The organism is Dehalococcoidia bacterium (assembly GCA_041649635.1).
Taxonomy (GTDB): Bacteria; Chloroflexota; Dehalococcoidia; order E44-bin15; family E44-bin15; genus JAYEHL01.
Genome location: JBAZMV010000003.1, coordinates 195,144 through 221,961, shown reverse-complemented (window position 1 = coordinate 221,961; position 26,818 = coordinate 195,144). Strand labels below are relative to the sequence as shown.

At 54.6% G+C, this 26,818-nt stretch carries 24 protein-coding genes and 1 riboswitch; of the genes, 10 read left to right on the top strand and 14 right to left on the bottom strand.

Annotated features, from left to right (window positions below):
- Positions 1-27 precede the first annotated feature (27 nt).
- The 5 genes from rpoC to rlmD all read left to right on the top strand — a co-directional run bounded on the left by rpoC (position 28) and on the right by rlmD (position 9,606).
- A complete protein-coding gene (gene rpoC / locus WC562_06415; GenBank protein ID MFA5055788.1) occupies positions 28-3,981 on the top strand; it encodes a DNA-directed RNA polymerase subunit beta' in 3,954 nt (1,317 codons plus the stop codon).
- Positions 3,982-4,111: 130 nt separating this feature from the next.
- A complete protein-coding gene (locus WC562_06410; GenBank protein ID MFA5055787.1) occupies positions 4,112-5,170 on the top strand; it encodes a deoxyhypusine synthase family protein in 1,059 nt (352 codons plus the stop codon).
- A 141-nt stretch (positions 5,171-5,311) separates the two neighbouring features.
- Positions 5,312-5,740 carry a hypothetical protein gene (locus WC562_06405; GenBank protein ID MFA5055786.1) on the top strand — a complete coding sequence of 143 codons (429 nt, stop codon included), beginning with the start codon at positions 5,312-5,314 and terminating at the stop codon, positions 5,738-5,740.
- A gap of 104 nt (positions 5,741-5,844) precedes the next feature.
- Positions 5,845-7,575: a cation:proton antiporter gene (locus tag WC562_06400; GenBank protein MFA5055785.1), complete on the top strand. Its 1,731-nt coding sequence runs from the start codon at positions 5,845-5,847 to the stop codon at positions 7,573-7,575.
- 210 nt (positions 7,576-7,785) lie between these two features.
- Positions 7,786-9,606: a 23S rRNA (uracil(1939)-C(5))-methyltransferase RlmD gene (gene rlmD, locus WC562_06395; protein ID MFA5055784.1), complete on the top strand. Its 1,821-nt coding sequence runs from the start codon at positions 7,786-7,788 to the stop codon at positions 9,604-9,606.
- A gap of 78 nt (positions 9,607-9,684) precedes the next feature.
- On the opposite strand, the gene WC562_06390 is transcribed toward rlmD, so the two are convergent.
- The 6 genes from WC562_06390 to WC562_06365 all read right to left on the bottom strand — a co-directional run bounded on the left by WC562_06390 (position 9,685) and on the right by WC562_06365 (position 14,926).
- Positions 9,685-11,181: a hypothetical protein gene (locus WC562_06390; protein ID MFA5055783.1), complete on the bottom strand. Its 1,497-nt coding sequence runs from the start codon at positions 11,179-11,181 to the stop codon at positions 9,685-9,687.
- 140 nt (positions 11,182-11,321) lie between these two features.
- Positions 11,322-11,407, bottom strand: a riboswitch (cyclic di-GMP riboswitch).
- Positions 11,408-11,662: 255 nt separating this feature from the next.
- On the bottom strand, positions 11,663-12,223 hold the full coding sequence (locus WC562_06385; GenBank protein ID MFA5055782.1) for a hypothetical protein: 561 nt from the start codon (positions 12,221-12,223) through the stop codon (positions 11,663-11,665).
- A 47-nt stretch (positions 12,224-12,270) separates the two neighbouring features.
- Positions 12,271-12,843, bottom strand: coding sequence for a hypothetical protein (locus WC562_06380; protein ID MFA5055781.1), 573 nt, complete (start codon positions 12,841-12,843; stop codon positions 12,271-12,273).
- A 144-nt stretch (positions 12,844-12,987) separates the two neighbouring features.
- Entirely contained in the window at positions 12,988-13,629 is a 642-nt protein-coding gene (locus WC562_06375) for a CPBP family intramembrane glutamic endopeptidase (GenBank protein ID MFA5055780.1), read from the bottom strand.
- 79 nt (positions 13,630-13,708) lie between these two features.
- Positions 13,709-14,188, bottom strand: coding sequence for an acyl-CoA thioesterase (locus tag WC562_06370; GenBank protein ID MFA5055779.1), 480 nt, complete (start codon positions 14,186-14,188; stop codon positions 13,709-13,711).
- Positions 14,189-14,440: 252 nt separating this feature from the next.
- The gene (locus WC562_06365) at positions 14,441-14,926 is read right to left on the bottom strand and encodes a peptidylprolyl isomerase (GenBank protein MFA5055778.1); all 486 of its coding nucleotides are present in this window, start codon (positions 14,924-14,926) and stop codon (positions 14,441-14,443) included.
- 281 nt (positions 14,927-15,207) lie between these two features.
- Here WC562_06365 and WC562_06360 point away from each other — a divergent pair, with 281 nt between their 5' ends.
- The 4 genes from WC562_06360 to WC562_06345 all read left to right on the top strand — a co-directional run bounded on the left by WC562_06360 (position 15,208) and on the right by WC562_06345 (position 19,785).
- Positions 15,208-16,077 carry a FecR domain-containing protein gene (locus WC562_06360; GenBank protein MFA5055777.1) on the top strand — a complete coding sequence of 290 codons (870 nt, stop codon included), beginning with the start codon at positions 15,208-15,210 and terminating at the stop codon, positions 16,075-16,077.
- Positions 16,078-16,164: 87 nt separating this feature from the next.
- Complete coding sequence (locus WC562_06355) at positions 16,165-17,109, top strand: FecR family protein (protein MFA5055776.1); 945 nt, start codon at positions 16,165-16,167, stop codon at positions 17,107-17,109.
- A gap of 20 nt (positions 17,110-17,129) precedes the next feature.
- The gene (locus WC562_06350; GenBank protein ID MFA5055775.1) at positions 17,130-18,983 is read left to right on the top strand and encodes an adenylate/guanylate cyclase domain-containing protein; all 1,854 of its coding nucleotides are present in this window, start codon (positions 17,130-17,132) and stop codon (positions 18,981-18,983) included.
- Positions 18,984-19,038: 55 nt separating this feature from the next.
- Entirely contained in the window at positions 19,039-19,785 is a 747-nt protein-coding gene (locus tag WC562_06345; protein ID MFA5055774.1) for an MBL fold metallo-hydrolase, read from the top strand.
- 123 nt (positions 19,786-19,908) lie between these two features.
- Here WC562_06345 and WC562_06340 read toward each other — a convergent pair whose 3' ends face one another.
- Positions 19,909-20,196 carry an LNR domain-containing protein gene (locus tag WC562_06340; GenBank protein MFA5055773.1) on the bottom strand — a complete coding sequence of 96 codons (288 nt, stop codon included), beginning with the start codon at positions 20,194-20,196 and terminating at the stop codon, positions 19,909-19,911.
- A gap of 229 nt (positions 20,197-20,425) precedes the next feature.
- On the opposite strand from WC562_06340, the gene rlmN reads away from it, so the two are divergent.
- Positions 20,426-21,463 (top strand): 23S rRNA (adenine(2503)-C(2))-methyltransferase RlmN, encoded by a 1,038-nt coding sequence (gene rlmN, locus WC562_06335; GenBank protein ID MFA5055772.1) that lies wholly within the window; start codon positions 20,426-20,428, stop codon positions 21,461-21,463.
- A gap of 14 nt (positions 21,464-21,477) precedes the next feature.
- Here rlmN and WC562_06330 read toward each other — a convergent pair whose 3' ends face one another.
- The 7 genes from WC562_06330 to WC562_06300 form a co-directional block, all read right to left on the bottom strand.
- Positions 21,478-21,741 (bottom strand): Txe/YoeB family addiction module toxin, encoded by a 264-nt coding sequence (locus WC562_06330; GenBank protein ID MFA5055771.1) that lies wholly within the window; start codon positions 21,739-21,741, stop codon positions 21,478-21,480.
- Positions 21,738-21,980, bottom strand: coding sequence for a type II toxin-antitoxin system Phd/YefM family antitoxin (locus WC562_06325; GenBank protein MFA5055770.1), 243 nt, complete (start codon positions 21,978-21,980; stop codon positions 21,738-21,740). The genes WC562_06330 and WC562_06325 overlap by 4 nt, the downstream gene beginning before the upstream one ends.
- Positions 21,981-22,068: 88 nt before the next feature.
- A complete protein-coding gene (gene rsgA / locus WC562_06320) occupies positions 22,069-23,133 on the bottom strand; it encodes a ribosome small subunit-dependent GTPase A (protein ID MFA5055769.1) in 1,065 nt (354 codons plus the stop codon).
- Between the two features lie 155 nt (positions 23,134-23,288).
- Positions 23,289-23,720: a hypothetical protein gene (locus WC562_06315; GenBank protein MFA5055768.1), complete on the bottom strand. Its 432-nt coding sequence runs from the start codon at positions 23,718-23,720 to the stop codon at positions 23,289-23,291.
- 177 nt (positions 23,721-23,897) lie between these two features.
- Positions 23,898-25,004: an ABC transporter substrate binding protein gene (locus WC562_06310; GenBank protein MFA5055767.1), complete on the bottom strand. Its 1,107-nt coding sequence runs from the start codon at positions 25,002-25,004 to the stop codon at positions 23,898-23,900.
- Between the two features lie 11 nt (positions 25,005-25,015).
- Positions 25,016-25,447 carry a nucleoside deaminase gene (locus WC562_06305; GenBank protein ID MFA5055766.1) on the bottom strand — a complete coding sequence of 144 codons (432 nt, stop codon included), beginning with the start codon at positions 25,445-25,447 and terminating at the stop codon, positions 25,016-25,018.
- A gap of 96 nt (positions 25,448-25,543) precedes the next feature.
- Positions 25,544-26,806 carry a class II fructose-bisphosphate aldolase gene (locus tag WC562_06300; GenBank protein MFA5055765.1) on the bottom strand — a complete coding sequence of 421 codons (1,263 nt, stop codon included), beginning with the start codon at positions 26,804-26,806 and terminating at the stop codon, positions 25,544-25,546.
- Positions 26,807-26,818: the final 12 nt, after the last annotated feature.

Sequence of the window (26,818 nt, the reverse complement as noted above, 5' to 3'; positions counted from 1 at the left end):
TGCCGAGACTCGAAGGGAGAGACATTGGTGCTTGAAGTTAACGATTTTAGCGCAGTGAGGATTTCTCTGGCTTCGCCGGAGCAGATAAGAAGCTGGTCCTGGGGCGAGGTAACCAAGCCCGAGACCGTTAATTACCGCACGCTTAAGCCGGAGCGGGACGGCCTTTTCTGTGAGCGGATATTTGGCCCGACCAAGGATTTTGAGTGCTATTGTGGAAAATACAAAAAAGTACGCTACCGCGGGATCATCTGCGATAAGTGCGGCGTCGAGGTAGCCCGGGCCCGGGTGCGCCGCGAGCGCATGGGTCACATAGAGCTGGCGGCTCCGGTGAGCCACATATGGTTTGTCAAAGGCACGCCCAGCGTGCTGGGCCTGCTTCTGGACATTTCGCCGCGAAACCTGGAGCGCGTACTGTATTTCTCCCAATATATCATTACAAGCGTGGACGAAGCGGCCAAGGAAAAGGCTCTGGCCGGGCTAAGGGAGCAGTTAGCAGCTATAGAGTCCACAGAGGAAACAACTCCGGAGATAGCCGGAGAGAAGCAGAAACGCTGGGATGAGATAAACAGCAGGATCGACGAAGTAGAAGAGATCAAGAAACTGGTTCTGCTCGGCGATAATAAACACCGCGAACTTGGCGATAGATATCCGGGCGTATTCAAGAACGGCATGGGAGCCGAAGCTGTCCTGGATATACTGGCCACGCTCGATCTGAACGGATTGAGCGAGGAGCTTTATAAAGAGACCAAGTCCAGCACCGGCCAGCGCCGCAAGAAGGCGATAAAGAGGCTCAAGGTGGTGGAGGCGCTAAGGAGGAGCGGGAATAAGCCGGAATGGATGATCATGTCGGTTCTTCCCGTGCTTCCTCCGGACCTGCGTCCTATGGTGCAGCTCGACGGCGGCAGGTTCGCCACGTCGGACCTTAATGATCTTTATCGCAGGACGATCAACCGCAATAATAGGCTGCGCAGGCTGCTGGACCTGGGCGCGCCCGAGATTATCGTTCGCAATGAGAAGAGGATGCTCCAGGAGGCCGTGGATTCCCTTATCGACAACGGCCGCAGGGGCAGGGCCATAACGAGCGCCGGCAATCATAAGCTGAAATCGCTGTCGGATATGCTCAGGGGCAAACAGGGACGCTTCCGCCAGAACCTTCTCGGCAAGCGTGTTGACTATAGCGGACGTTCGGTCATCGTGGTCGGACCTGAGTTGACGCTGGGTCAGTGCGGTTTGCCCAAGCGGATGGCCCTCGAGCTGTTCAAACCGTTTGTGATGCACCATCTCATAATTCAGGGCCATGCCCACAATATCAAGAGCGCCAAGCGCCTGGTGGAGAGGGAAAGGCCGGAGGTCTGGGACGCTTTAACGATTGTGATGAAGGAGCGGCCGGTTCTGCTTAACCGCGCCCCCACACTGCACCGGCTGGGCATCCAGGCATTCGAGCCCGTTCTGATAGACGGCAGCGCCATTCAGATACACCCTCTGGTCTGCACCGCGTTTAATGCCGACTTTGACGGCGACCAGATGGCGGTGCACGTTCCTCTTTCCAGGGCGGCGGTTCTGGAGGCGCGGGAGGTCATGCTCTCCACAAGGAACATGCTGCTGCCAAGTTCGGGCGAACCGGCGGTGGCCGCCACCCTCGATATCGTTCTGGGGTGTTACTACCTGACCATGCCCAAGGTAAACGGGAAAGGCAAAGGGCTGGCCTTCAGCGACTTTGAGGAAGCAAAGCTGGCTTACGATATGGGCATAATAGACCTTGGTGCCGAGATCGAGGCAAGGAATGCGGAAGGAGAACGCTTAAAGACCACGGTTGGACGCATCATTTTTAATGAAGTCGTTCCCGAGGAACTGGGATTCTTAAATAAGACGACAGATAAAGGGACGCTGAGGCGCATGGTGGCCGATTGCTACAAGAAGCTGGGCAACGAGAAGGCCGCAAAACTTGCCGACGATATCAAAAGACTCGGGTTCCGTTATGCTACGCAGTCGGGTTGCAGTATAGCGATACATGATATGCAGGCGCCGGAGTCCAAGAAAGGGATATTGGAAGAGATAGACAAGAAGGTGGCCGAGGTCGACAGCCAGTTCCAGAAGGGGCTTATCTCCGAGGATGAACGCTATACCAACACGGTTAGACTATGGTCGGAGGCGACCGACCGGGTATCCAAGGCCATCGAGGAGAACCTGGATAAGTACGGCTCAATATATTTGATGGCTACTTCGGGGGCCAAAGGAAACATTGCGCAGATAAGACAAATGGCCGGCATGCGAGGACTGATGGCCGACCCGTCGGGGCGGGTTATCGACCTGCCTATCCGCTCCAGCTTCCGCGAGGGTTTAACGGCGCTGGAATACTTTATATCCACGCACGGCGCCAGAAAAGGCCTCGCCGATACCGCCTTACGCACCGCGGACAGCGGTTACCTTACAAGAAGGCTCGTGGATGTGGCTCAGGACGTTATCGTGCTTGAAGAGGACTGCGGCACGACTTCCGGCATATGGATCACATCGGATTCGGGAAGGCGGATCATAGCGCCTTTCGAGGAACGAATATCTGGCAGGATCGTTATAGAAGATATCGTACATCCTAAAACCGGCGAGGTCATTATCGAGAAGGATGAAGAGATCGATGAAGGCAAGGCCAAGGAAATCGTTCAGGCCGGGATCAAGAGCGTTTACGTTAGATCGGCGCTGTCCTGCCAGCTCAGGCACGGCGTCTGCCAGAAGTGCTACGGCAGGAGCTTGGCGCACGGGACAAGGGTCAGGATGGGCGAGGCGGTGGGGATCATCGCGGCCCAGAGCATCGGCGAGCCCGGCACGCAGTTAACCCTGCGCACGTTCCATACGGGAGGCGTCGCCGGACAGGATATCATCAGTGGTCTGCCTCGCGTTGAAGAGTTGTTTGAGGCTCGTTCGCCGAAGATCCAGGCGGTCATCTCCGAGATAGACGGACAGGTACAGGTCATTGAGGGAGAAGATGAGCGCAAGATCAAGGTGGAAAGTTCTGAAACATACAAGGAGGAGGTTACCCTCCCTTCAGGCTGGAAGGCCAGCGTCAGCACGGGGCAATGGGTCGATGTGGGGGAGGTCCTTGCCGAGCCGGGAAAGGGCTCCAAGGCGCTGACAACGGAGGCCGAGGCTGCTCCGCATATCGCCAGGGTTGCCGGCACAGTGAGTGTCGACAAAAATCTGATCTCCATCTCATATGAGGAGAAGGAACAGCGCGAATATATCGTTTCGGCCGCGTCGCACATCATTGTCGAGTCGGGCCAGCAGGTGCATGCCGGGCAACAGATCACGGAAGGTTTCCTAAATCCGCAGGATCTGCTTCGTATCATGGGGCGGGAGTCCGTGCAGCAGTACCTGGTAGACGAAGTGCAGCAGGTATATCGCTCCCAGGGCGTGGCCATCAACGATAAACATATCGAGACCATAGTGCGCCAGATGCTGCGCAAGGTAAGAATAGATGTCCCCGGGGACACCGAACTGCTACCCGGCGAGCTTGTGGACCGCTTTACTTATGAAGATATCAACGCCAAGGTGCTGGCCGAAGGCGGCGAGCCGGCTACGGCGCAACCGGTTCTATTGGGGATAACGAAGGCTTCGTTGAATACGAACAGTTTCCTGTCGGCGGCATCATTCCAGGAGACTACGAGGGTCCTTACCGAGGCCGCGGTGGCAGGTAAGACGGACAAACTGCTCGGACTCAAGGAGAATGTCATCATAGGCAAGCTGATACCGGCAAGGTGTGTTCTCTCGCCCGAGGCTATGGCTTCGTTGATGCCTCCTCCTCCGCTCGTTCTGGATGAGAAGACCTTTGAGGGAGCGCTGCTGGAGGCATTGGACGGCGGTCTGATTAGAGACGAGATGGCATTGGCTGAGGAACTGGCGGCGGAGAAGGGGGAGGAAGAGGACCTGATAGAGGAGCCTTCCGCAGAGATCGAGCCGCCTGAGGAAGAGCCATCTGAAGAAGATTAGCGCCGGGTCGGAACTGACACATAGTCGAGCCTGAAAGCCTTGCCGATAATTACTGCAGTTGTGTCTGCGTGGCCTTCATTAAATGTAATCGGCGGCGCGATTCTGCAAGCGTAATCAAGGAGTTATTTCTATGGCCATAACTTCAGGGCCCAGAGCGCGATCGAAGCAGAAACAAGGGAATAAAAATACTCGTTCTAGGTCTGGAGCGAAGCTTCAGCCGCTCGGTCCTGTAGGTTCGTTCATTGAGCATCACTATCGTCACTTCAACGCCGCCGTATTGCTCGATGCGGCGCGAGCCTACCGCGATTTCCTGTCGCGGGGCGGAAAGATGATGGTATCCATGGGCGGCGCTATGAGCACCGCGGAGCTGGGCCTGTCGCTGGCCGAGATGATACGTAAGGACAAGGTACATCTCATCACTTGCACCGGCGCCAACCTCGAAGAGGACGTCTTCAATCTCATCGCCTACGACCTATACGAGGACGTGCCTAACTACCGCCACCTTACGCCTAAAGAGGAAAAGGCGCTTCTCGACAGCCGCCTGAACCGCGTGACCGATACCTGTATCCCCGAGTACGCGATCATGGAGCGTATGGAAAAGCCCATACTAAAGCTCTGGGAGAAGGCGGACAGGAAAGGCGAGCGCTACTTCCCCCACGAGTTCCTGCAGCAGCTCCTGGCCGGCGGCGGGATGAAGAAGTTCTATCAGATCGACCCCAAAAATTCGTGGATGCTGGCCGCGATGGAGAAAAAGGTGCCCATCGTCGTTCCGGGGTGGGAGGACAGCACCCTAGGCAACATGTACGCATCATATGTTATTCGTGGGAATATTAAGAACCCGCATACCGTGCGCACCGGCGTAGAGTACATGGTCTGGCTGGCCGATTATTACACCAAAACGACAAAGAAGCATCCGATGGGCATGTTCCAGATCGGCGGCGGCATCACCGGCGACTTCCCTATCTGCGTTGTGCCCATGCTTCAGCTGGACCTGGAGCGGGACGTGCCGCTGTGGGATTACTTCTGCCAGGTGAGCGACAGCACAACCAGCTACGGCTCCTACTCCGGCGCCGTGCCCAACGAGAAGATCACATGGGGCAAGCTCGGCGTCGACACGCCCAGGTTCATCATCGAGTCCGACGCCACCATCGTTGCGCCGCTGGTCTTCGCCTACGTGCTAGGCTGGTAATCGGCGATTCTCCCGAAGTCGTGAAGCTAACTTCGCAGTTATCCGCGGTCATTATCATTAACCATTCGTTGTCATTTATACTATAATCAGATCGGTTGCTTATATCCGTATCCGCGTCGGCGGGAATGAGAGGTTTGCTGCATGAAGAAGTGGCTGTTTTTCATCGGCACGGTTTTCATCGCTCTCATAGTCGTGGCCGTTCAGGTATGGTCGCTGGGCACTGACATCGGCCCTGCCGAGGATTGCGTGGAGCAGTTCATGTCGGCGGGTCAGTCCCGTAATTATGCCTCGGCCGATGCCCTCTATGTCGGGCTGGGCGCGTCGAAGAGCGACATCCAGGATTTCATCGATGAAAATTATGACGAACTGTTCGCGGAATACGAACATGTCGAATCATCGGGATGGCGTGTGGATACCAAAGAGTCGCAATCGACGAATATGAGCCTCTCGGTGATACGCGGCGATATCGTCTACGGCGATGGAGCGAAGCTGTCGTTCAACGCCGGCCTGACCAGGTACGACGGCTCATGGAGGATATGGTCTATAACAATCGACGGCAAAGAATTGTGACGTCGGCCGCCGGTTGCGTTTATTGATTGCAGTTGACTTTGACAACCCGGAACTGACATAATATTTTAATTTACGAATATCGCTTTCCGAAAAAGAAAACATAGATGGAAGAACTTGAAATAATCCGCGGGGTACTAATCTCCATCGTGGCCGCCGCGGTCATGGGCTACATAATGCACAGGCTGCGCCAGCCTGTCATCATGGGATATATCATCGCCGGCATCATCATCGGGCCGCAGCTCGGGCTCAAGTGGGTGACCAACCCCGACGCGATAAATTTCACCTCTGAACTGGGCTTGATAGCGCTCATGTTCATGGTAGGGCTGGAGCTCGACCTCAGGAAGATTAAACAGTCCGGCAAGTCGCTTCTCGTCGTAGCGGTGCTTCAGTTCGCCATATGCGTAGGCCTGGGTTTTGCTTTCTTCAAGCTGCCGGCATTCAGCGACGGCGGTCAGTATGCCACTTTGTATCTGGCCATCGTCTTCGCCCTCAGCAGCACTATGATCGTGGTCAAGGTGCTCTACGATAAGTTCGAGCTGGATACACTGCCGGGCCGCATCACACTGGGCATCCTGGTTTTGCAGGACATCTGGGCTATCATATTCCTTACCGTTCAGCCTAATCTGGCTGATCCCGCGATAGGCACCCTGGGGCTTTCGCTTCTCAAGGGGGTGGGGCTAATCGCTGGAAGCGTACTTGTCAGCCGTTACATATTGCCGTTCGTCTTCCGGGGCATAGCCAAGAATCCCGAGCTTATACTGGTGGCGGCGCTGGGGTGGTGTTTCCTTGTCTCATGGGTCTCGGGCGATGTCCTGGAATTAAGCCGGGCCATGGGCGCCCTCATCGCCGGCGTCAGCTTATTCGCCTTCCCCTATAAGCAGGAGATAAACGACAGGGTCAGCAGCATCCGCTCCTTCTTCCTCATCCTGTTCTTCGTCTCACTGGGTATGAGGGTAACCGAGCCTACGCTGAATATTTTCGTTTGGTCGCTTTTGGCGGCCCTGTTCCTGATAGCGAGCCGTTTCATTTCCACGTTCCCGGCGCTGTACCTGATGAAGAAGGGCATCCGGGTAAGTTTCCTTGTGCCGCTAAACCTGTCGCAGATAAGCGAGTTCGCCCTTGTCATCGTTGCCATCGGGATCACGTACGGTCACATCAATGAAAGCGTGATGACCATCGTGCTCTTCACCGTGATGATCACGTTCCTTTCGTCCACATACATGATGACCTACAGCCACAAGCTGTACCTGCTGGCGGACCGCGTGCTTAAGAAGATGAAGATGCCGGATGTGGGGATAAAAGAGGAAGATGGCGCCGGGGCCGAAGCGCATCGCCCTATACTGTTCCTGGGTTTCTACAAGATAGCCAGCCATCTGCTGCAGGCGGTGGAGAAGCTGAACCCTGCCATCAAGGATAAGATCGAGGTCATCGATTTCAATCCGGAGGTTCACCGCAAGCTGGGCAGACACGGCGTTAAATGCGATTTCGGCGATCTGGGCAATACCGGGACGCTGAAGGAGTGCGGGATCGAGGAGGCGAAAGTCGTGGTCTCGACCATACCCGATACGATTCTGAAAGGCACGAGCAACCTGGCGCTGCTCAACTACACGAAGAGGGTTAATCCCAAGGCCAGGGTAGTGGTCACCGCCGAAAGCATAGAGGCGGCCAAGAAGTTATGGGCCGCCGGAGCCGATTTTGTGATACTTCCCCACTTCGAGGCGGCGGAGAAGACGGCCGCCCTGCTGGAGAAGCTGCTGACCGAGGAGGAGATTCCGAATGAATGCTCGGAGTACCGCTGCAAGGTGACGGAGGACGAAGGAGAGATCATCGGGTGATATTTTGAACATTGTTCCGCGATTTCTAACGTAGGGGCGAAAAATTTTTCGCCCCTACTGTTATAATAGCCCTTGTGAGAATGTTGGAAAGAGTCTTATTCAACCCCCTGTTATCCCCCAGTCTTGGGGGAAGAGAAAAGGAATAGGGGACACCCCTAAAACCCCGGTCCTTCCGAGGAAGGACACCTCTTTTCCGAGAGGCTCTTTATTATGATGAAAAATACACCTGAAACGCAGCGCACGACGTTAGAATTCGTCGATATCGCGCCGCACGGCGACGCCGTCGCATATATGTGTGACGAAGCGGTTTTCGTCGCGGGCGTCATCCCCGGTGAGGAGGCCGTTGTCGATGTTCGTCGCGGACGTCGCGGTATGCTGTACGGTCGTATCGTCGAAATTACATCGAAGTCACCATATCGAGTGGAGCCGCGCTGCCCCCATTTCGGCGCGTGCACCGGATGCCAGTGGCAGCATATCGATTACAGCTTCCAGCTCGAATTAAAGCGCGAGGCGGTGCGCCGCCGGCTCCAGGACATCGGCGGCTTCGCCTCCCCACCCCTGCGCGCCGCCCTGCCCGCCGTCGAACCCTGGAACTATCGCAACCACGCCCGTTTCACCGTCGACCGCGACGGCCGCCTCGGCTTCGTGCACCGATGGCGCCGCAATTTCGTCGCCGTCGACCATTGCCACATCATGAATCCGTGGATAAACGAGACGCTGTCGGCCTTACAGGGGCGCTGCCAGAAGAGAACACAGATATCCGTGCGCTACGGAGTCAACACGGGTAGCTACCTCATCCAGCCCAGGATGCCGGAACTCGACCTACCGTCCGGCCAGAAATGGTACGACGAAGAACTCAAAGGGCGGCGTTTTCGCATCTCGTCGCCGTCCTTCTTCCAGGTGAACACGGCGCAGGCGGGGCGCATGATCGATTTCATCGAAGATCGGCTCGATCTTAAGGGTAACGAGGTAATCGTTGACGCCTTCGCCGGTGTGGGCACCTTCGCCGCCGTACTCGCGTCTAAGGCGGGTAAGGTCATCGCCATCGAGGAGGCGCCCGCCGCTATCGATGACGCGAAGGTCAACATCGCCGGTCTGGAAAACGTCGAGTTTATCATAGGTAAGACCGAGGTCTTGCTGCCGTCGCTCGATATAGCGATCGACGCCGTCATCCTCGATCCGCCGCGCGTGGGCTGCCAGCGCAGCGGACTCGACGCCCTGCTGAAGCTCGCGCCGCGCAAGGTCGTCTATGTCTCGTGCGACCCGGAGAGCCTGGCGCGCGATTTGCGTGTCCTGTGCGACGGCGGCTACCGCCTGGCCGAGGTGCAGCCCGTCGACATGTTCTCCCACACCTATCATGTCGAGTGCATAGCGACGATCATCCGTAGCGATATCTCGCCTGACGTCGTCCTTGCATCCGCGTCGCCTCGCCGCCGCGAATTGCTGCTGGCGCTGGGGCTCGATTTCGTGTCGGCAGCGTCCTCCGATGACGAGAGCATATCGTCGGACGAATCTCCCGCTGCCGTCGCCGAGCGCTTGGCTTTGCTCAAAGCGGAGTCGGTTGCCGCGTCGCATCACGATAAAGCTGTCATAGGCGCCGATACCATCGTCGTGCTGGAAGGTTCGATTCTCGGCAAGCCGCGCGATGAGGCCGAGGCCGCCGATATGCTGCGCCGCCTGCGCGGGCGGCGGCACGAAGTTATCACCGCCGTGGCCGTTATCCGCAACGGAAGTTCATTCGTAGACCACGTGTCGACCGGGGTTACGATGCGTAACTATAGCGACGATGAGAGCGCAGACTACATCGCTTCCGGCGACCCGATGGACAAGGCGGGTGCGTATGCGGTGCAGAATACGATTTTCGCTCCGGTGTCCAGCGTCCACGGCTGCTATCTCAACGTCGTCGGTCTGCCGCTGTGTCTTTTGGTACGCCTTCTGCGCGAGGCCGGCGTCGCGGTCAGGCCGAGGCCGGAGTGGGCTTTGCACCCGAAGTGCCTCGAGTGCGATGGGGGAGTAATTCTAAAGAATTAATTATAGAATAAGCCCGCCATCTTTTAGGATGGCGGGCTTTCGTTAAAGACTCAGCTGTGGAGAAACAAAACTCTTGGTTTAGTCATACTGAAAGATAGCGGTGGTATCGTCTGAGGCGTATACACCTACGGCGAACACGGTGTAAGGAGAAACTCCCCAGACATCTAAGAGACAAGAATAGGGGTCGCAATCCATCTGCGACCATGATGTGCCGTTGTAGTGCAGGACTTCATGTCCGAAGTATCCGCCTACGGCGAAGACATCGGAGGATGAAGTGCCCCAAACCTTAAAGAGGTTTCCTGAGCTGACGTTCATGTTCGACCAGCTGCTTCCATTGTAGTGTAAGACAACACCGTAGTATTCACCTTCGCTATAGCCTGTGCCAACGGCGAAGACGTCTGTGGCGGAAGAGCCCCACACTCCACATAGCATATCACTGGTGCCGCTAGTCATTGATGACCATGAAGAGCCGTTATAGTGTAGGATGGTTCCATCTAGGCCTACAGCGAAGACATCGGAAGAAGAGGTTCCCCACACGCACTCAAGGACTGCATTAGAGCCGCTGGTCATTGATGACCATGAAGAGCCGTTATAGTGCAATATAACGCCGCTTGTTCCAACAGCAAAGACATCGGAAGAAGAAGTTCCCCAGACATTGAAGAGGCCGCTAGATACAGGACTACTCATCTGACTCCAAGAGTTGCCGTCGTAATGGACGATTGTTCCCTGATGGCCCACAGCAAATATGTCGGAGGATGAAGAACCCCAGACATCGTAGAAGAAGTCCGTTGAGTAATGGTATACTTCTCGCCAATCGTTGCCATTGAAGTGCATTATGGTGCCTTCGTCCTGAGTGTGTCCGTTACCTCCGACTGCATAGATGTCAGAAGAATTTGATCCCCAGACACCGAAGAGTTCGTCAACCGCAACGTAGTTATCCATCTCTTCCCAGGTGGCGTATGAGACTACGGCTTCAACGTAATCGATATTCATCTGGTCTGTGACAGAAGCGTATACCCCCCAGTTAAGCGTGCCGAGGTTTGTTGAGTCTATGTAATCGTCGCAGTTGCTGGTGATAGAGCGCGTCATAGTGCTGTCGGAGCCGGACGGAATGCTCATGGTAGTGCCGATTTGGTCCCATGCGCCGGTATTGTTGTTGTATGCCCGTATCTGGAAAGTTGCAGTGGTGTCCAGATATCCTTCAAAGGTTAGATCGATCTGTTTAACACCAGGGGCATATTCATCCGTCGTTTGTTGGAACCACATGAAGACCTCGTCGCCGTATCCTGGATCGGAGGTTTTCCACCTGGAGTCGTCGCTGGCGGAAATAGCTTTGAATTCAGTATCATTGGCCAGGACGCGGCTGTTCAAGTTGCCGCTAATAGCCCCTGTTTTCCCAGTAAATGGTATGGCATCCACATCGCAATATGCCGCGGTGCTGACTAGCGTATAGTTATAAGTCGACTCGCCAGGCCCGCTTGACTGCGACCATGCTATCATGGCGCTGGATATCACGCAGCAAGTGGCAATGGAGAGCACCAAGATAAAGGTTAACACAAAGTTTATTTTTTTCACTGATAAACTCCTTAATCACTATGTTTTTATTGGCATACGAAAGCTATGTCTGACGTTATCTGTCTGTGCTATACCTCCTTTCATGAGTGGACAAGAAAAAAGCCCTTCTCGATTGAGAAAGGCCCAGTCCATATTATATATACGGCAGCCCAGCTATCCCGTACGCGTGATATTGGGATCTGTGGCTTTGCGTCCCCTCCTTGCAGAGGGTTTGCCCTTCTCGTCCTATGGGTAATATTAATAATATATTACAGTCTATAGTTTAAGAAACATGGAGGATATGATGAGCATCAAGTGGGGCCAAGCATAGCATATATATATGAACAATGTCAACATAATAATATAGCTTAATATTATTATAAAAATGCATTAGAATTATCTTATATAGGCAATGGTTAATACACACTTGTTATGCGACGGTGGTGTGGGGAGATGGGGGAGTAGCCCGTTTCTTGCAGCTTGTTCTGCCGTTTATACTGAACTATCTAAGGTCATCGATTAAGTCGTTAATTGTGTCCATAGCCCTGGCGCTATCCCACATACCACAAACGTTTTCTGCACACGCCCATATCTCAGGCAGGCATATCTCAGGAGTGGTTCCCTGCGGCAGTATTACCAGTTCGGTCGGAGTTATGATTCGATATCCGTCCTCGTTGGTCGTGATATGATCTCTTTCCTCCTCAGGGACTATGATACAGGTCGTTATCTCGACGGGTTGTGCAAATGAAACGTATACGAACTTACGGTGGGCTTCGTAAAGTTGTTCGACTGTTTGCAGACCACTGTAGTGTATGTTGATTGACAACGCGATGCGCAGCGCTTCGTCGCAAACATCGTTGAAATGTGCGGAATCCGGGGTCAACTCTATAGTTGCGCCGTCTTCGTAGCCAACTGTTATACCGGAAACCATCGGTTTTAAGTTATCTATTTCAGCCGTCGTCGGGTTGCAGGAATCCGAGCAGCCTATTGAAGTGAAGCTGACAGCAAGCAGAGTAATAATTGTGAGGGCAGTTATGATTCGACGCTTAATTGTGTCTATCATGGTGTAATTCTCCCTTCTTGCCACTTACTATATCTAGTCGATCCGCGCTATCTAAGGTCATTGATCAAGTCGTTAATTGTGTTCACAGACCTGGCGCTTCCCCAACAGCCGCAGATAATTCCTAAATCTTCTGTTTCGTTGCAGCTCGCCCATATCTCGGGAAGACTTTCATTCGGTAATATAACCATCACGGTCGTCGAGATAATTCGATAGCCATCTTCGCTCGTCGTGATATACTCTTGTCCTTCCTCGTCGACGGAGATGCAGGTCGTTATATCTACAGATTGCGAGAAGAAAACGTATATAAAAGCTTGGTTAGTTTCAGAGAGTTGCTCGACCGTTTGTAAGTTAGACACGCAACGGCACTGACTGTTGATTGACAATGCAATGCGGAGAGCTTCATCGCAGACCTCGTCAAAATGTGCGGAATCCGGGGTCAACTCTATAGTTGTGCCGTCCTCGTAGCCAACTGTTATATTGGAAACCATAGGTTTTAAGCTCTCTATTTCAGCCGTCGCCGGGTTACAGGCGTTCGAGCAGCCTACCGAGATAAAGCTAATCGCGAGCAGTGTAATAAGCGCAATCTTCGCTGTGGCCGAGCTTTTAAGTGCGTGTAACATAATACAATTTTCCTGATGTTTATTAATGGGTATATTATATCAGACGTTTGAAAGTTAGAAATGCTCCCTTTAGAGGTTTCATAAAAGACTCGCGATTGTGCATTTGATGAACATGAAATCTGGTATTGGCTAGAGTAATCGGGCCTACAGCGGATATCTGAGATTTATCAAACCCACGAAAAAGATGTTTATGAACAGGTGGATGATGAAGGCGGGCCAGAAGGACTTGCCCCGGTAGACGACGTAGCCGAAGATAATCCCGGTGAATATGGTGCTTATCGTCTCCAGCTCCGGCTTGCCTAGGTGCATCAGCGCGAACGGAACCATCTGCAACAGGATAGCGCCCTCTTTGAGCTTGTCCTTGAGCCCGAACAGCAGGTAGCCGCGGTAGATGAACTCCCACGCGAACAGGCTGATACAGCTTGTCCAGAAGTATTTCAGGAAATCGAAGTCGGCGGCTTGGTAAAAACTCTGCAGTGAGGAACTGAAAGAGGACGCGAACAGAACAATCGCTGCTATCAGGCAGATCACGCCCACGTGCAGACCCCATATGCGGGGGATGCCCAGCCTGAGGCCGAAGTCGAGGGGGTTCTTGCGCAGGATTATGAAGATTACCGCTATCGGGCAGACGGCGCAGTAGATGAAGGTGCTGAGCCATTCCGGTTCGATAGGGTGGTACCGTTCCAGGCAGAGGAACAGAACGGCGGAGGCGACGATGATCGTCTCACTGCTGTTGCGCTTGAGAGAACGTCCGATCTCGGCGAGCTCTTCTTTAAGCGGATGCATGAGGATAGTGTAAGAAAATCTGATTTGAAAGGCAAATGGTCGATGTCGGCTCTTTGGAATTACATTATCGATGCGTTAACTAGTCCCCGCGCTCGCGCTTCTTCTCGGCCAGGCGCAGCTCTCTCCTGCTGGCGGCCTGCTCGTGGCGCCGCTTTTCCACGTCGGTTTCAGGGATTACGGGCGGCACCTCCACCGGCTTGCGCTCTTTGTCCAGCGCGACATATGTCAGATACGCGGATGCGATGTGGCGCTTCTCGCCGGTCATGACATTCTCCGTCTCGACACTGACGCCGACCTCCATCGATGTCCTGCCCACGAAATTCAGTGCGGCCTTGAAGGTAAGTATCTCGCCGATGAACGCCGGATTGTGGAAATCGATCCTGTCGACCGAGGCCGTCACCGTGTTGGCGTGCGAGTGCCGCGCGGCAACCACGCCGCCGCAATCGTCTATCATCCTCATGATGACGCCGCCGTGGACGTTGCCGTAGTAGTTGGCGTCCTGCGGCGTGACGAAGTGCGAGAAAACGAGGGCGGTTTCTTTGACGGTCTTACCTTGCATTAAATCTCCTTAGGGTCGAGCTGTGTTGAGTTATCGTAGTGTATCGACACATGGGGTGTCAAGCAAAAACACGAATTGTCATTCTGAGTCCTTCCATGCCGGGATTTATTGGAAGGACGAAGAATCTCGTGTCTGGTGGATTGGGGAAAGACGAGATTCTTCAGTCGTCCTTCCACGAAATTCGACCTGTGGAAGGACTTCTTCAGAATGACAAAGGGCGAGACGACCTCGCCCCTACATTGAATCGATAACTTATTTCTTCGGCTCTTCCTTTATGGTGACGCTGATTATCTTGGAGCCGTTCTTGAGCTTCTTGAGGACGTCCATGCCCTCTACCAGCAAACCGAAGACACTGTGCCTGCCGTTGAGGTGCGGCTGAGGCCCGTAGCATATGAAGAACTGGCTGCCGTTGGTGCCGGGCCCGGCGTTGGCCATGGACAGCGCGCCCGTGGTGTGCTTGAGCTTGGCGTTGAACTCGTCGGCGAACTGGTAGCCCGGGCCGCCGCTGCCAGTGCCTGTCGGGTCCCCGCCCTGCGCCATGAAGTCGGCGATGACGCGGTGGAAAGTCGTTCCGTCGTAAAAGCCTTCACGGGCCAGGAAAACGAAGTTGTTCACGGTCATGGGCGCGTCCGCGGCGAACAAATCCAGCACCAGCGTGCCGGCCGATGTCTCTATGGTGGCGGTGTAGCTATTCTTGGGATCGATGGTCATGGCGGGGGGAGCAGCGTATTTCTTCATGTTCTTTTGTACCTCCTCGTGAGAGGATACTTCATGCGCGATACGGTGTCAACGAGTGTTTTCAGAACAGACTGCTGAAAAAGTCCTAATCAACACCCTTTATCCCCCAGTCTTGGGGGAGTTTTAAAGCTGGGGGGCACCCCCAGTTCCCCCATCAGGAGAGAAATCTCCTGCACCTCTTTTTCGTCGGTCTCCAGACGTCGCAGCCTAAGTTTGACAAGCGATGGCGCTCATTCTAATATGAATTCCGGTATGTTCTTATCGGAGTAATATGTAATCGAATGAAATATATAAAGACTTTCGTATCGCTCTCATTAATTCTTATCATGGCGGCTATGATCCCATTAGTCGGCTGCGGCAATGGAGGAGAAGAGGCTACACCCACCCCGATGCCGACGGCGACCGCGATCACGCAGACGGGAGAAACCGGTACGCTCTCCGATATCGCAGGGGATGTTCAGGTGCTCAGATACGGGTCGAATTCTTGGATCGAGGCGACGTCGGGTATGAAAATCGGAACGGGCGACAGCTTACAAACAGGTGACGACGGCTATGTGCTCATCACATTCTTCGATGGCAGCGTGATGGAAGTTGAGGCAGATACCGAAATATCGGTCGAGGAACTGAGTGTCGCGTCGGGGGGCTCGACGACCGTCCGCATCCACCAGACGATTGGCAGCACTCTCAACCGCGTGGAGAACATCATCGACTCATCGTCGAAATACGAAGTGGAAACGCCGGCAGGGACTGCGGCGGTGCGGGGCACGACCTTCCGCAATAATGTGGAGCGTGACGGTGGCATAATCCATACCTGTGTCAGCACCTTCAATGAGGAGGGGCAGCATTTTGTGGACTTCAGCAATAACGGGGAGACGGTGGAAATCCCCGAGGGGAAGACGGCCTGCTGTTGGGAGGGCGGCGTCCCCGGCAATCCCTTCTGGACCGATCCGGATGATAACCCCGCCAACTTCACCGGCGGCGGTGGCGGCAGTTGTTACGGTTACGGCTGTTACGTGTATACAACTCCGACGCCTACACCTATGCAGGAATGCTCGCCCGGCTGCTATGAATACATGATAGGGGACGGTAATTGCGACGAAGCATGCTATACCGAAGCTTGCAGCTATGACTATGGGGATTGTGCGGAATAGTGAAGCCGATTGACAATTGTTATAAGTAATTTTAATATAGTTCTCGATTAAGCGGCTTTGAGATTTTATAAGTAAGAGGATTGTATTATGAAGAACGCATCGATATTCAAGTGGCTTTCAGTAATGCTTGCGGTGCTTATTGTGGCGGCGGCTATCGGCTGCGGCAAGGGTGGGGAGCAGCAAGCGACGCCCACGCCCGTTCCCACGGCCACATCTTCTCCAACAGCTACGACGCCTGCCGGAGAGTCGGGCACCCTGTCCGATATCGCAGGGGATGTGCAGGTTCTCAGAAGCGGGATTTCCGCATGGGCGGCTGCTACGGATGGGATGAAGATATGGACGGGAGACGGGCTGAAGACCGGCAGCGATGGATACGTACTGATTACGTTCTTCGACGGCAGTGTGATGGAAGTGGAGGCTGATACAGATATATCGATCGAGGAGCTCAGTGAGAATTCAGGAGGCTCTACGACCGTACGCATCAATCAAGTTATAGGAAGCACTATCAACCGTGTGCAAAACCTTGTTGATTCCTCATCTACATATGAGGTTGAGACGCCCGCAGGCTCGGCGGTGGTGAGAGGCACAATCGAGAAGATTCAAGTAGGCCTATATGGTCGTACATGCACCGAGGTTGTTGATGAGGAAGATACAGAAGAGCATTCTGCGGTCTTTACCGGCATGGGGGTCGCTGTGGCTATAGCTGAAGGGATGATGAGTTGTTGCGAGGCGGGCGGTATCCCGGGCCAGCCGTTCTACACCGACCCGGCAGATGACCCATGGCAGGGTGGCGATGGTGGCGGCGGGTCTTACTGTCCGCCCGAGTGTTGGGAGGAAGGTTCCTGCGTCTGCCCGTGTTGTTGCCTGTCACCATGTTATTGGGTTGCATACCAGGGTGTGTATATAGAGGGAGAGGGGACGCCGTTATTATCAATTTTTCAAAACATATTAGTAACTATCCTGAACGGTTACACTGGGCAATGCTACTGCCCGGAGCCGACACCAACTTACACACCGCCGCCGAGTACGTAAAGATAGCTTAAGTTAGTCCGATGCCGTCCTTTTTAAAGCGATTAACCAGGAAGCGGCGCAGGCAGTTCAGGCATGTGCTGATAGCGCTGGGCATCGGCGTCGCCTTTGCCCTTATTACGTTTTTCGTCCAGCCTTTCTCCAGCATACAGTATCGCCTCAGTGATATGCTTTTCGTCCCCAGGGACCCCTCCCCCAATATCGTTATAGCTGCTATAGATAACGATACATTGAATCAGTACGGCAGGTTGGCGGAATGGCCCCGCTCGCTCCATGCCCAGGCAATAGAGAACCTGGACAATGCAAAGGCCATGGTCATAGGCTATGACGTGCTCTTCGCAAGCGAGACCGCCAACGATTCGGTGCTGGCTAAGGCTATGGCGGATGCCGGCAACGTTGTCATCGCCGTGGCCGGGGATGAGGATGGACAGATAAGCTCGCCGACCCATGAGATCACCTTCCAGGACGTTCTCCACCCGGCCGCGATGCTGGAGAATGCGTCTGTGGCGACGGGGCATGTCAGTGTGCTCATCGGCGAGGGCGGCATCGTACGCGAGATACCGCTGGTTATCTGTGAAGCGGAGGGCGACACGTATCCTGCGCTTATGATGTCGGTGATGTACACACACTTCGGGCAGGAACTGCCGTCGGAATTCACTGTCGATAATGGTGTAATGCATCTGCTTGACCGCGACATTCTCGTCGATGACACGAAGAGCATGCGCATCAATTATGCCGGGCCTCCCGGCACATATACCATGATATCGTACGCCGACATCATCCAGGGCAACTTCGATCCCGAGCTGGTCAAGTTCAAGATGGTGCTCGTGGGCATGACGGCAACCGGAGATCCGGACTCCTGGGTAACGCCCATATCCCCGGAGAAGATGTACGGGGTGGAGATCCATGCCAACGCCATGGATACTATACTGAACCAGCTCTATCTGGTGGAGATGAGCAAGGTTAACACCTTCCTTATCGTATTATTGCTGGTGGGCATACTGGGCTTGGCCCTGCCCTTCCTTAACCTGCGCTGGGGCGCACTGCTCAGCATACTACTGTTCATCGCTTACGGCCTGGCCGTATTCTTCAGCTTCGATTACGGCCATATTTTGAATATGCTGTATCCTCTGCTGGCGATACCTATAGTCTATATAACGGCGCTGATATGCCGCATAACCTCGGTGCAGGCGGACAGGCGGGAGACAAAAGATATCTTCGGCAAGTACGTATCGTCCCAGGTGGCGCGTGAGATTCTCAACATGGCCGACAGCGACCGCCTCAAGCTCGGCGGCGTGCGGCGCGAGGTAACAGTGTTCTTCTCCGATATCAGGGGCTTCACCGCCATGAGCGAGAAGATGACGCCGGAGGCCGTTGTCGATACTCTTAACCGCTACCTGGGCGTCATAATCGACTGCGTTCTGGCAAATGGAGGGATGATCAACAAATTCGCCGGCGACAGCATCATGGCCGTATGGAATACGCCTGAGGACCAGGCGGAGCATTGCCGTCTTGCGGTGAAGGCTGCCATCGAGTCCCAGCAGGCGGCGGCCAAGATAGCCGTCGGCGCCAATGAACCCGCGGTGCAGTTCGGCATCGGCATCAACACCGGCCCGGCGCTGGCCGGCAGCATAGGCACCGAGGGCCGCGCCGAATACACTGTCATAGGCGATACCGTGAACCTGGCGTCGCGCATCTGCTCCGGCACGCCCGGCGGACAGGTATGGATCGGTGCGCAGACCTACGAACAGGTGAAAACGTTCGTCGAAGCGGTGGAATTGCCGCCGCAGAGCTTTAAAGGCAAGGCCGAGCAGGTGAAGGTGTATCAGGTTGTGAGGTTGCTTGGACAAGAGGGGCAGATAATTCCTGCAAAATAGTGCGGGACTTCGGTTATAATATCATCATCCTATACCGTCTTTCAGGAGGATCATCGTGCGACTTACCGTGCTCGGCTGCAGCGCCGCTTATCCCGGACCGGATGGAGCCTGTTCCGGATATCTGGTGCGGGAGGGAAAGATGAATCTGCTGGTCGATTGCGGCACCGGCGTACTGAGCAACCTGCAGAAAGTCGTTGCTTTAGAAAAAGTCGACGCCATAGTAATCTCGCACCTGCACGCCGACCACTTCTACGATCTTATCCCCTATCGATACGCATTGATGCGGCTTATGCGAGAAGATATTAAATCTGCGTTGTACGTGCCTCCCGGCGGGAAGAAGGCTCTACTGAAAAACGTTTCCGTGTTCGATAAATCGCCGGACTTTTTCTCGAAGTATTTCGATGTCGAGGAATACGATCCAAAGTGTGGCATTCGGGTCGGGAAGCTAAACATCGAGTTCGCTGCTGTTAAGCATTACATACCCGCATACGCCATGGCGATATCGGGAAAGAAAAGGCTCGTTTATTCCGCCGACAGCGGAGTTTGCGACGAGCTGGCCGAGATAGCTAAGGGGGCGGACCTTTTCCTGTGCGAGGCCGCTCGCTGCTCGCGTGACGACGGGGAGTGGGGGCATATGCTTGCGGGCGATGCGGCCAGGCTGGCGAAGAGGGCTGGGGTTAAACGACTTATTCTTACGCACTTCTGGCCCGATTATGACTATTCGACGAAATTGAAGCAAGCGGGGAAGGCTTTCGGTGGGGGGTTGGAGGAAGCCGCTGTTCTAAGCGAGCATTTCGTTTAAACGATTAATCATGTACGTCTGTTTCCTTCGATAAATAGTAGAAGGCCGCTATTTTTATATATAACGGCCTTCTCACATTTCTTACAAGTTCAAATAAACCAAATTTACGTTGACCGGTTCTTGTTACGGGCAGTCTCCGCCGTCCCAGTTGCAGCCTTCGTTGTAGCAATCGGGGTCGAAGTGTCCGTCCCCGATCTGTGAGTAATGGCAACCGGAACCTTCACTGCAAATGTCGTCCTGCATGGAAGTGGCTGTGGGGTATTGCTGTGTAGCAGTGGGTGATGTAGCAGTGGGTGATGTAGTGGGAAAGAAAGGTAAAGCCCTGTTGCTTTCACAGCCGATCCCGACTCCGGCAGCCAGCGCCAGCACTAATATCAATCCTAGAAACAGTAAAGGGGCTTGTTTCTTCATTTGCGTTTACTTCCTTTCTCTGGAATACGGCAAATCGCGATCTTGAGAATATATCGGATTACATACACGCCAGGCGCTTTTTACGGTGTGTATATATTAAATTCTAATTGTCGAATTGTAAAGGGGTAATGAATCGATAGCATGGCTTTTTACGTACAGAAATATGGATTGCCTGCCGGTATTTTCCTGTATACTGTATCTTATGGAAATGTCCCTTAAGCAGAAATCCTTGCTCGATCTCAACACAACTCAGCTTGAAGCTCTGCTGGACTCCCTAGGCGCGCCCGCGTACAGGGCTAAGCAGGTGCAGCAGTGGATATACAACAATTATGCCGCCTCATTCGATGAGATGGCCAATCTGCCGAAAGAGTTACGTCGACGCTTGAGTGACGAAGTCGCGCTTCGAGCCGTGTCGCCCAAGCACGAGGCGGTATCGCGCGACGGCACGGTCAAGATGCTGTTCTCGCTGCGTGACGGCAAGACCATCGAATCGGCGCTCATGCCGTACGCCGCCGCTAAAGGCCGTTCCCGCCACACGGTCTGCGTCTCCACCCAGGCGGGCTGTCCCATCGGCTGCCCGTTCTGCGCCACGGGGCAACAGGGCTACGAGCGCAATCTGACACCGGGCGAGATAATCGACCAGGTGCTGCACTTCGCGCGGCGGCTGCGGGATCAGAGCGAATCAACAGTCGACAACATAGTTTTCATGGGCATGGGCGAGCCGTTCCTCAACTTCGACGCGCTGTGGCAGGCGATAGAGATGCTCAACTCGCCGCAGGGCTTCGGCCTGGGCGCGCGCCAGATGACGATATCCACGGCGGGCATTGTGCCGGGTATCCGTCGCTTGAGCCGTGAAAAATTGCAGGTCGGCCTGGCTGTCTCGCTGCATGCCGCTGACGATAAGCTGCGCAACAGGCTGGTGCCCATCAACAGGAAATATCCGCTGGAGAAGCTGATAGCTGCCTGCCGCGACTACTTTGAAGCCACGGGCCGCCGCGTCAGCTTTGAGTACGCGCTGTTCGAGGGCGTCAACGATTCCATCGAGCACGCTCGTGATTTGTGCCGATTACTCAAGGGCATGAACTGCCACGTCAACCTCATTGCCGGTAATCCGACGAGCGACGTTGAGTTCAAGTCTTCGGGCAAGGACGCGGTGCAGGCGTTCCAGGGAGAGCTGGAGCAGCGCCATATCCCGTGCACGCTGCGGGTGAGGCGGGGTATCGATATCGCTGCGGGGTGCGGGCAGTTGCGGAGCCGGGTGGGGTAAAGGGGCGGGTTTAACTATTCGTAATGTGTCCACATGCGGATTATCTTTACCGTTTCAATGTCGTCGAGCACCTGATAAACCAAACGATGCTGGATATTGATTCTCCGGGAGCATGCGCCTGAAAGGTCCCCCACGAGCTTTTCGTAAGGCGGCGGGCTACGGTATGGGTCTTCCTTAAGGATTTTCAGCAGGCGGATTGTTTGAGGTTTGAGTCCGGATTGTGCGATTCTCTTGGCGTCTTTCTTGGCCTGCTTGGTAAAGACCAGCCGCCAGCTCACCAGCCGGGCTCCTCGTCGCACTCTTCGACCGGGGTTTTAAGGCCCTGCTTAATCGATTTCTTCATGCCCGGGATAGAGGTCAGATATAGCGTTTCCTGAATCGCGCGCCAGTCTTCTTCCGCCAGGAGAATAGCGGTGTTTCTCTTACCCACGATGTGAACCGGCTCGTGCGTTTCCTTAACGTCGTCGACCAGATTATATAGCCGTTTTCTTGCTTCCGATGCCGATAGCGTAGTCATTTCAATACCCCCTGTCGTACCGCATATCGTACGATAATGAGCTTCCGATGTCAAGCCGTTTTGCGTATAACTACGGTCGGTAACTTACTCATTTCTTCTTTAGCTGTTTCTTTGCCGACTTGATGAACTGCCCGAATTTCTTTTCCTTCTCGCGTTTTTCGAGGTAGGACATCTCGTTGTATTCGGATTCCTTGAGGAGTTTCAGATAGCTCCGGTAGCGCTCCTCGCTCAGCTTCCCCTCAGCAATCGCCGCCAGGAGCGCGCAGCCCGGCTCCGTTGTGTGGGTGCAGTCGACGAAACGACAGTCGCGTGATAGCTCTTGAATATCAGCGAAAGTCTCTCCTATTCCGGCGCTATCGCCGATATTGCCCAGCTCCCGCATCCCGGGGGTGTCGATAATCATCGCTCCTTGCTCAAGTACGATCAGTTGGCGGCGCGTCGTAGTATGTTTTCCCCGCCCGTCTTTGGCGCGGACTATGTTTGTCTCAAAGAGGTCGCGGCCCAAAAGATTGTTTAAGAGACTGGTCTTCCCTACCCCGGACGAGCCGAGCAGGCAATAGGTTTTGCCGGGCTCTAATAGCTGGCGCACCTGATCCAGCCCCGAGCCGGTCGTGTTGCTGAACGCGATCACCCTGCAATCGATGTTTGCCCGCCTCACCGCCGAAATCCTCTGCTCCAGTTCTTCGGTGCCAACCATGTCGCTCTTTGTGAGCAGGAGCACGGGCTCAATCCGCCCTTCGTTTATCATCACCAGGTAGCGCTCCAGCCTGCGCAGGTTGAAATCGACATCGCAAGATTGCACGATCAGGGCGACATCGATATTGGCCGCTATCGCCTGGTAGTCGATTTTCTTGCCGGATGTTTTACGCCGCAGGAAAGATTTTCTCGGGAATATGCCGTGGATGACGGCGAACGTGTCGGAGTTGTAGTACTGAACAAGAACCCAATCGCCTACGCAGGGATAGTCCGTGCTCGACTCGGCGGCGAAGGTCAGTTTGCCTGTAAGTTCGGCCAGAACCTCGCTGTTCCCGTTGCTGGCGAGGTAGCTGTCTCTGTTGACCGCGGTTACGCGGGCCGCGCTGCAGTCAGGCCTCTGCAACTCTTCCCGTTTGCTCTGAAACCACTGGTTGAATCCAAGCTCTCTAAGTTCCATTTGAACGATTTCCCTATCCTATAATAACAGACAACTTTCCCGCTGCTCCTGATGTGGGGTGCGGGCAGCTGCGGAGTCGGGTGGGGTGAGAGTGGGGATAGACCACACACGATTGTAATGTGAGGAACATTGTAAGAAACGACCTGCGTAACCCTTCACTGTTTGGTTGGCTCTTTCCAAACATCATGTAGAACCTTGTCTTCGATTATGATACACATGATACCACGCCAATTTTCCATCCAGCCCTTTTGGGCGTTGCGAGCATTTTCCTCGATATATTTTCTGGCTTTAGGCGATAGTATTGAATTGCAGTGCGGGCAACGAGGGTAGGCTTCTCTTCTGAATGTGCCGCCACACGCACACGGGTTCAGAAAAGCCTCTGCGGATTCAGGGATTAAACCAACGTGAATTTCCTTTTGAATACCTTCCGGAATACCTTTCGGAATATGCCAGAGATTTAGCAAGCAAGTCTGCCCACATTTATCACAATATGCGTATCCAGAATCATTGAAACCGTTGTGAATCATGTAATAGCCGAACTGTTTACGGCATATTTCGCAATACCCGAAGCCTTTCTTACGGGTCACAGTTAGACGAAGCCTTCTAATATTACTTTTAAGCATTTCTACGAATGTGGTCATTTTATATCTGTAGGAATGGATATCGACTTATATATATTATAATCGGTTCCTCGATTCCCTTTCTTACAAAGTCTTTGTTCCATAAATCGGGGTTCTTCTTGATGAACTCCTGCATCGTTGAAATTAAGGGCAGGAGCCGTTTATCCCTATGCTATGAAACACCTTCCCCGCCGCCGCGAGTTCGGCAGTAGGTATGGTTATCCCCAGCATATCGGCGCGGCACAGGTTGAAGGCAATTTCCACGGCATTCGGATCGACGATGGGGATCGCGCCCGGGTCCGCGCCGCTCAAGATATCGCCGCCGATGATGCCGGTGTAGATGCCGGTCTTGTAGCCGTCAACGCCGGCGGTGGAGAGGTAGCCGTCCTCGGCGTGGAACGTGAGGAAGCCCACCTCGGGCAGGTTGCTGTTGGCCACGGTCCAGTCAACCACGTCCTGCGCCGGAACCACGTCGCCGCCCTCGTCACGCAGCTGGTGGTAGGTGATGATGCCGACGAAATCGGCCTTGGTCTGGTATTCGATGACGGTCGTTTTCCACTCGTCGAACGTCTCGTGCTGGATGGGGCCGATGATCTCCAGCGGGGGGTCGGCGATCACGTTCGTGTATCTCTGGTTGAAGTTGTCGATCACGGCGTTTGAGCTGGTGCTTGAATCGGCCAGCAGCACTATGCTCTGCGCGTCCGGCGATATGCGCACGGCCAGCTCGAAGGCGTCCTCGAAGGGCAGGCGCTCCAGCGTGCCGGTCATCACGCCGCCGGGCTGATCCAGGCTCTGGATGGTGTCATATATGGTCGGATCGATGTTGATGCCGCAAAAAACGAAAGGAAGCGCGCTTTGAGGGTGATCTTCGGTGTAGGCGACGGCCACATATTTGAGGGCGTTGTCGTCGTTCACAAAAACGATGTCGGGATCAAGTTCCTCGATCATGTCGACGGCGAGAGCGGCGCGCTGCTCTATCTGCTCGACGGTGGTATAGGTGACCTTGGTGTCCATGTAGAACGTCTCGATATCATAGTCGATGTCTTGTTCAAAGCCCTGGCGGTAGAGCCCCTCGATTATCCCCGCCTCGATATCGCTGTTCCAGTCCCAGCCCTCGTGGTAGGAGTGGATGAGCAGGATTTGGATGTCGGGGGTTGCCGTCGGTTCCGTGGTCGAAGAACAACCGGCTACGACGACGGTCGTTATCGTCAATAGAATTGCGAGAAGTAGGGACATTTTCGTTTTCATCATTGTATATTCCTTTATTTGCCTATATCCTCGTTCCACAGTTCCGGGTTCTTCCTGATGAAATCCTGCATCAGCGCATAGCACTCGTTATCGTCGACATCTATCACCTCGACGCCGTGTTCCTCCATGAACGATCTGGCGCCGGGGAAAGTTCTCGATTCGCCTGCTATGACCTTCTTGATGCCGAACTGGACGACGGCTCCGGCGCAGAGGTAGCAGGGCATCAGCGTTGAGTACAGCGTCGTACCCTTGTAGCTGCCGATGCGCCCGGCGTTGCGGAGACAGTCGATCTCGGCGTGGGCCATGGGGTCGCCATGCTGCACGCGCCTGTTGTGTCCGCGCCCGACGATTTCGCCGTCCTTTACGAGCACCGAGCCTATCGGGATGCCGCCCTCCGCCAGGCCCTTCTTCGCCTCGTCGATGGCGGCTTTTAGATATCGGTCCAATCAACCCCCTCAATTATCGGGCGCGACGAACCTCGCCCCTACGGTCAGATTTCAAACAACTCGACCATGAAGGTGTCGTGTCGATATGACGGAAGGCTATTTGGCCTTGACGTACTTCTTTACCAGGTCCACAGTGTCCGTCACACTGAGTTTCTCGAACAGCAGCGCGAAGCGCTCCTCAAGGTCCCGTCCTATCGCAGCCATTATGGCGTCGGGCAGGTCCCACATCTCCTTCTTAAAGTCGCCGAAGGCCTTCTTGCGCGTCTTGTATAAGAACTGCTCGTCCGTCTCTCCTGATTTTCTGTCGGCGGCGTATTTCTCCATGAGGCTGCCGTTGATTTTCTGGATGAGCGAGTCCGGGAAGTGCGGGCTGTCTAAGACGATGTTCTGGAAGCCGGTGGCCAAGTGCACCTCGACCGTGCCAACCTCGGGGAACTTGTGGAAGGCCTCATCCGGCAGCGTGGACGCCCCGTGCTGCACGGCGCCGCCCATGCCGTATTTCTCTTTCGCCGTCCGCGACAGGTCTTCCAGCGTCTTGAAGTCGATTTTAACCTTGGCAATCGATCCATCGGGCAATACGACGCCGCCGTGCGACGTGCCGGTCTGCACGCTTATCTTTGAAATACCTTTAACGTTGACACCGAGCTGCTTTTTGTAACCCGCCATGAAAGCGTCCAGGTCCTCAACCGTGCTGTTGGCGGTGCCCACCTCGCCTATCTCGCCGCCTACGGAGACGGTCACGCCCTTGGGCTCCATGCCGCGGATGAACTTTGTCATATCGGCGGTGATGGTGTAGTTGTCCGTCTGTTGCTCGGAGATGGTTTTTTTCGATAAATCGACTACGGTTGAAGCATCGATGTCGATATTATAAAATCCGGCAGCCACCGCCTCGCGGATGAGGTCTTTGATGGCGTTCAACTCCTTCTGCGCGTCGGTTTGATATTTTTTGGCGTTAACCTGGAAGTGGTCTCCCTGCATGAAAATCGGGCCGGTGAATCCCTCGGCCATGGCGGCGGCCAGCACGCAGGCGGTGTACTCGGCGGGGCGCTGCAGCGTGTAGCCGATCTCCGAGCGCGCGATCTCGAAGATCATGGCGCCCACCTTGCCCTTGACCGCCGCGCGGAAGACGGCGCGCGCCATATCGAATGTGACGCCGCGGAGGTTCATCGCCGGCACCGTTTTACCGCTGTACTTACCCTTCCCGGATGCTTCATACAGTCCCTGGATGCTGGCGAGATGTAGGCCGTTCTCCCCGGCCAGCTTGCGAATTTCGAGAAAGCCGTTGTCTCTGGCCTGCGCATCGGCGGTGAATACAGTGTCGGATATAAGCTTTTCAATCTTGTTTGCATCGACAGACATATGTACACTCCT

Excerpts from the sequence above, each read along its gene's own strand:
- rlmD (MFA5055784.1), top strand. The coding sequence starts at position 7,786 with ATGATGAAAAATACACCTGAAACGCAGCGCACGACGTTAGAATTCGTC.
- WC562_06350 (MFA5055775.1), top strand. The coding sequence starts at position 17,130 with ATGCCGTCCTTTTTAAAGCGATTAACCAGGAAGCGGCGCAGGCAGTTC.
- WC562_06375 (MFA5055780.1), bottom strand. The coding sequence starts at position 13,629 with ATGCATCCGCTTAAAGAAGAGCTCGCCGAGATCGGACGTTCTCTCAAG.
- WC562_06325 (MFA5055770.1), bottom strand. The coding sequence starts at position 21,980 with ATGACTACGCTATCGGCATCGGAAGCAAGAAAACGGCTATATAATCTG.
- WC562_06405 (MFA5055786.1), top strand. The coding sequence starts at position 5,312 with ATGAAGAAGTGGCTGTTTTTCATCGGCACGGTTTTCATCGCTCTCATA.
- WC562_06380 (MFA5055781.1), bottom strand. The coding sequence starts at position 12,843 with ATGTTACACGCACTTAAAAGCTCGGCCACAGCGAAGATTGCGCTTATT.
- WC562_06385 (MFA5055782.1), bottom strand. The coding sequence starts at position 12,223 with ATGATAGACACAATTAAGCGTCGAATCATAACTGCCCTCACAATTATT.
- WC562_06300 (MFA5055765.1), bottom strand. The coding sequence starts at position 26,806 with ATGTCTGTCGATGCAAACAAGATTGAAAAGCTTATATCCGACACTGTA.
- WC562_06340 (MFA5055773.1), bottom strand. The coding sequence starts at position 20,196 with ATGAAGAAACAAGCCCCTTTACTGTTTCTAGGATTGATATTAGTGCTG.
- rsgA (MFA5055769.1), bottom strand. The coding sequence starts at position 23,133 with ATGGAACTTAGAGAGCTTGGATTCAACCAGTGGTTTCAGAGCAAACGG.
- WC562_06400 (MFA5055785.1), top strand. The coding sequence starts at position 5,845 with ATGGAAGAACTTGAAATAATCCGCGGGGTACTAATCTCCATCGTGGCC.
- WC562_06355 (MFA5055776.1), top strand. The coding sequence starts at position 16,165 with ATGAAGAACGCATCGATATTCAAGTGGCTTTCAGTAATGCTTGCGGTG.
- WC562_06360 (MFA5055777.1), top strand. The coding sequence starts at position 15,208 with ATGAAATATATAAAGACTTTCGTATCGCTCTCATTAATTCTTATCATG.
- WC562_06370 (MFA5055779.1), bottom strand. The coding sequence starts at position 14,188 with ATGCAAGGTAAGACCGTCAAAGAAACCGCCCTCGTTTTCTCGCACTTC.
- WC562_06310 (MFA5055767.1), bottom strand. The coding sequence starts at position 25,004 with ATGATGAAAACGAAAATGTCCCTACTTCTCGCAATTCTATTGACGATA.
- WC562_06365 (MFA5055778.1), bottom strand. The coding sequence starts at position 14,926 with ATGAAGAAATACGCTGCTCCCCCCGCCATGACCATCGATCCCAAGAAT.
- WC562_06410 (MFA5055787.1), top strand. The coding sequence starts at position 4,112 with ATGGCCATAACTTCAGGGCCCAGAGCGCGATCGAAGCAGAAACAAGGG.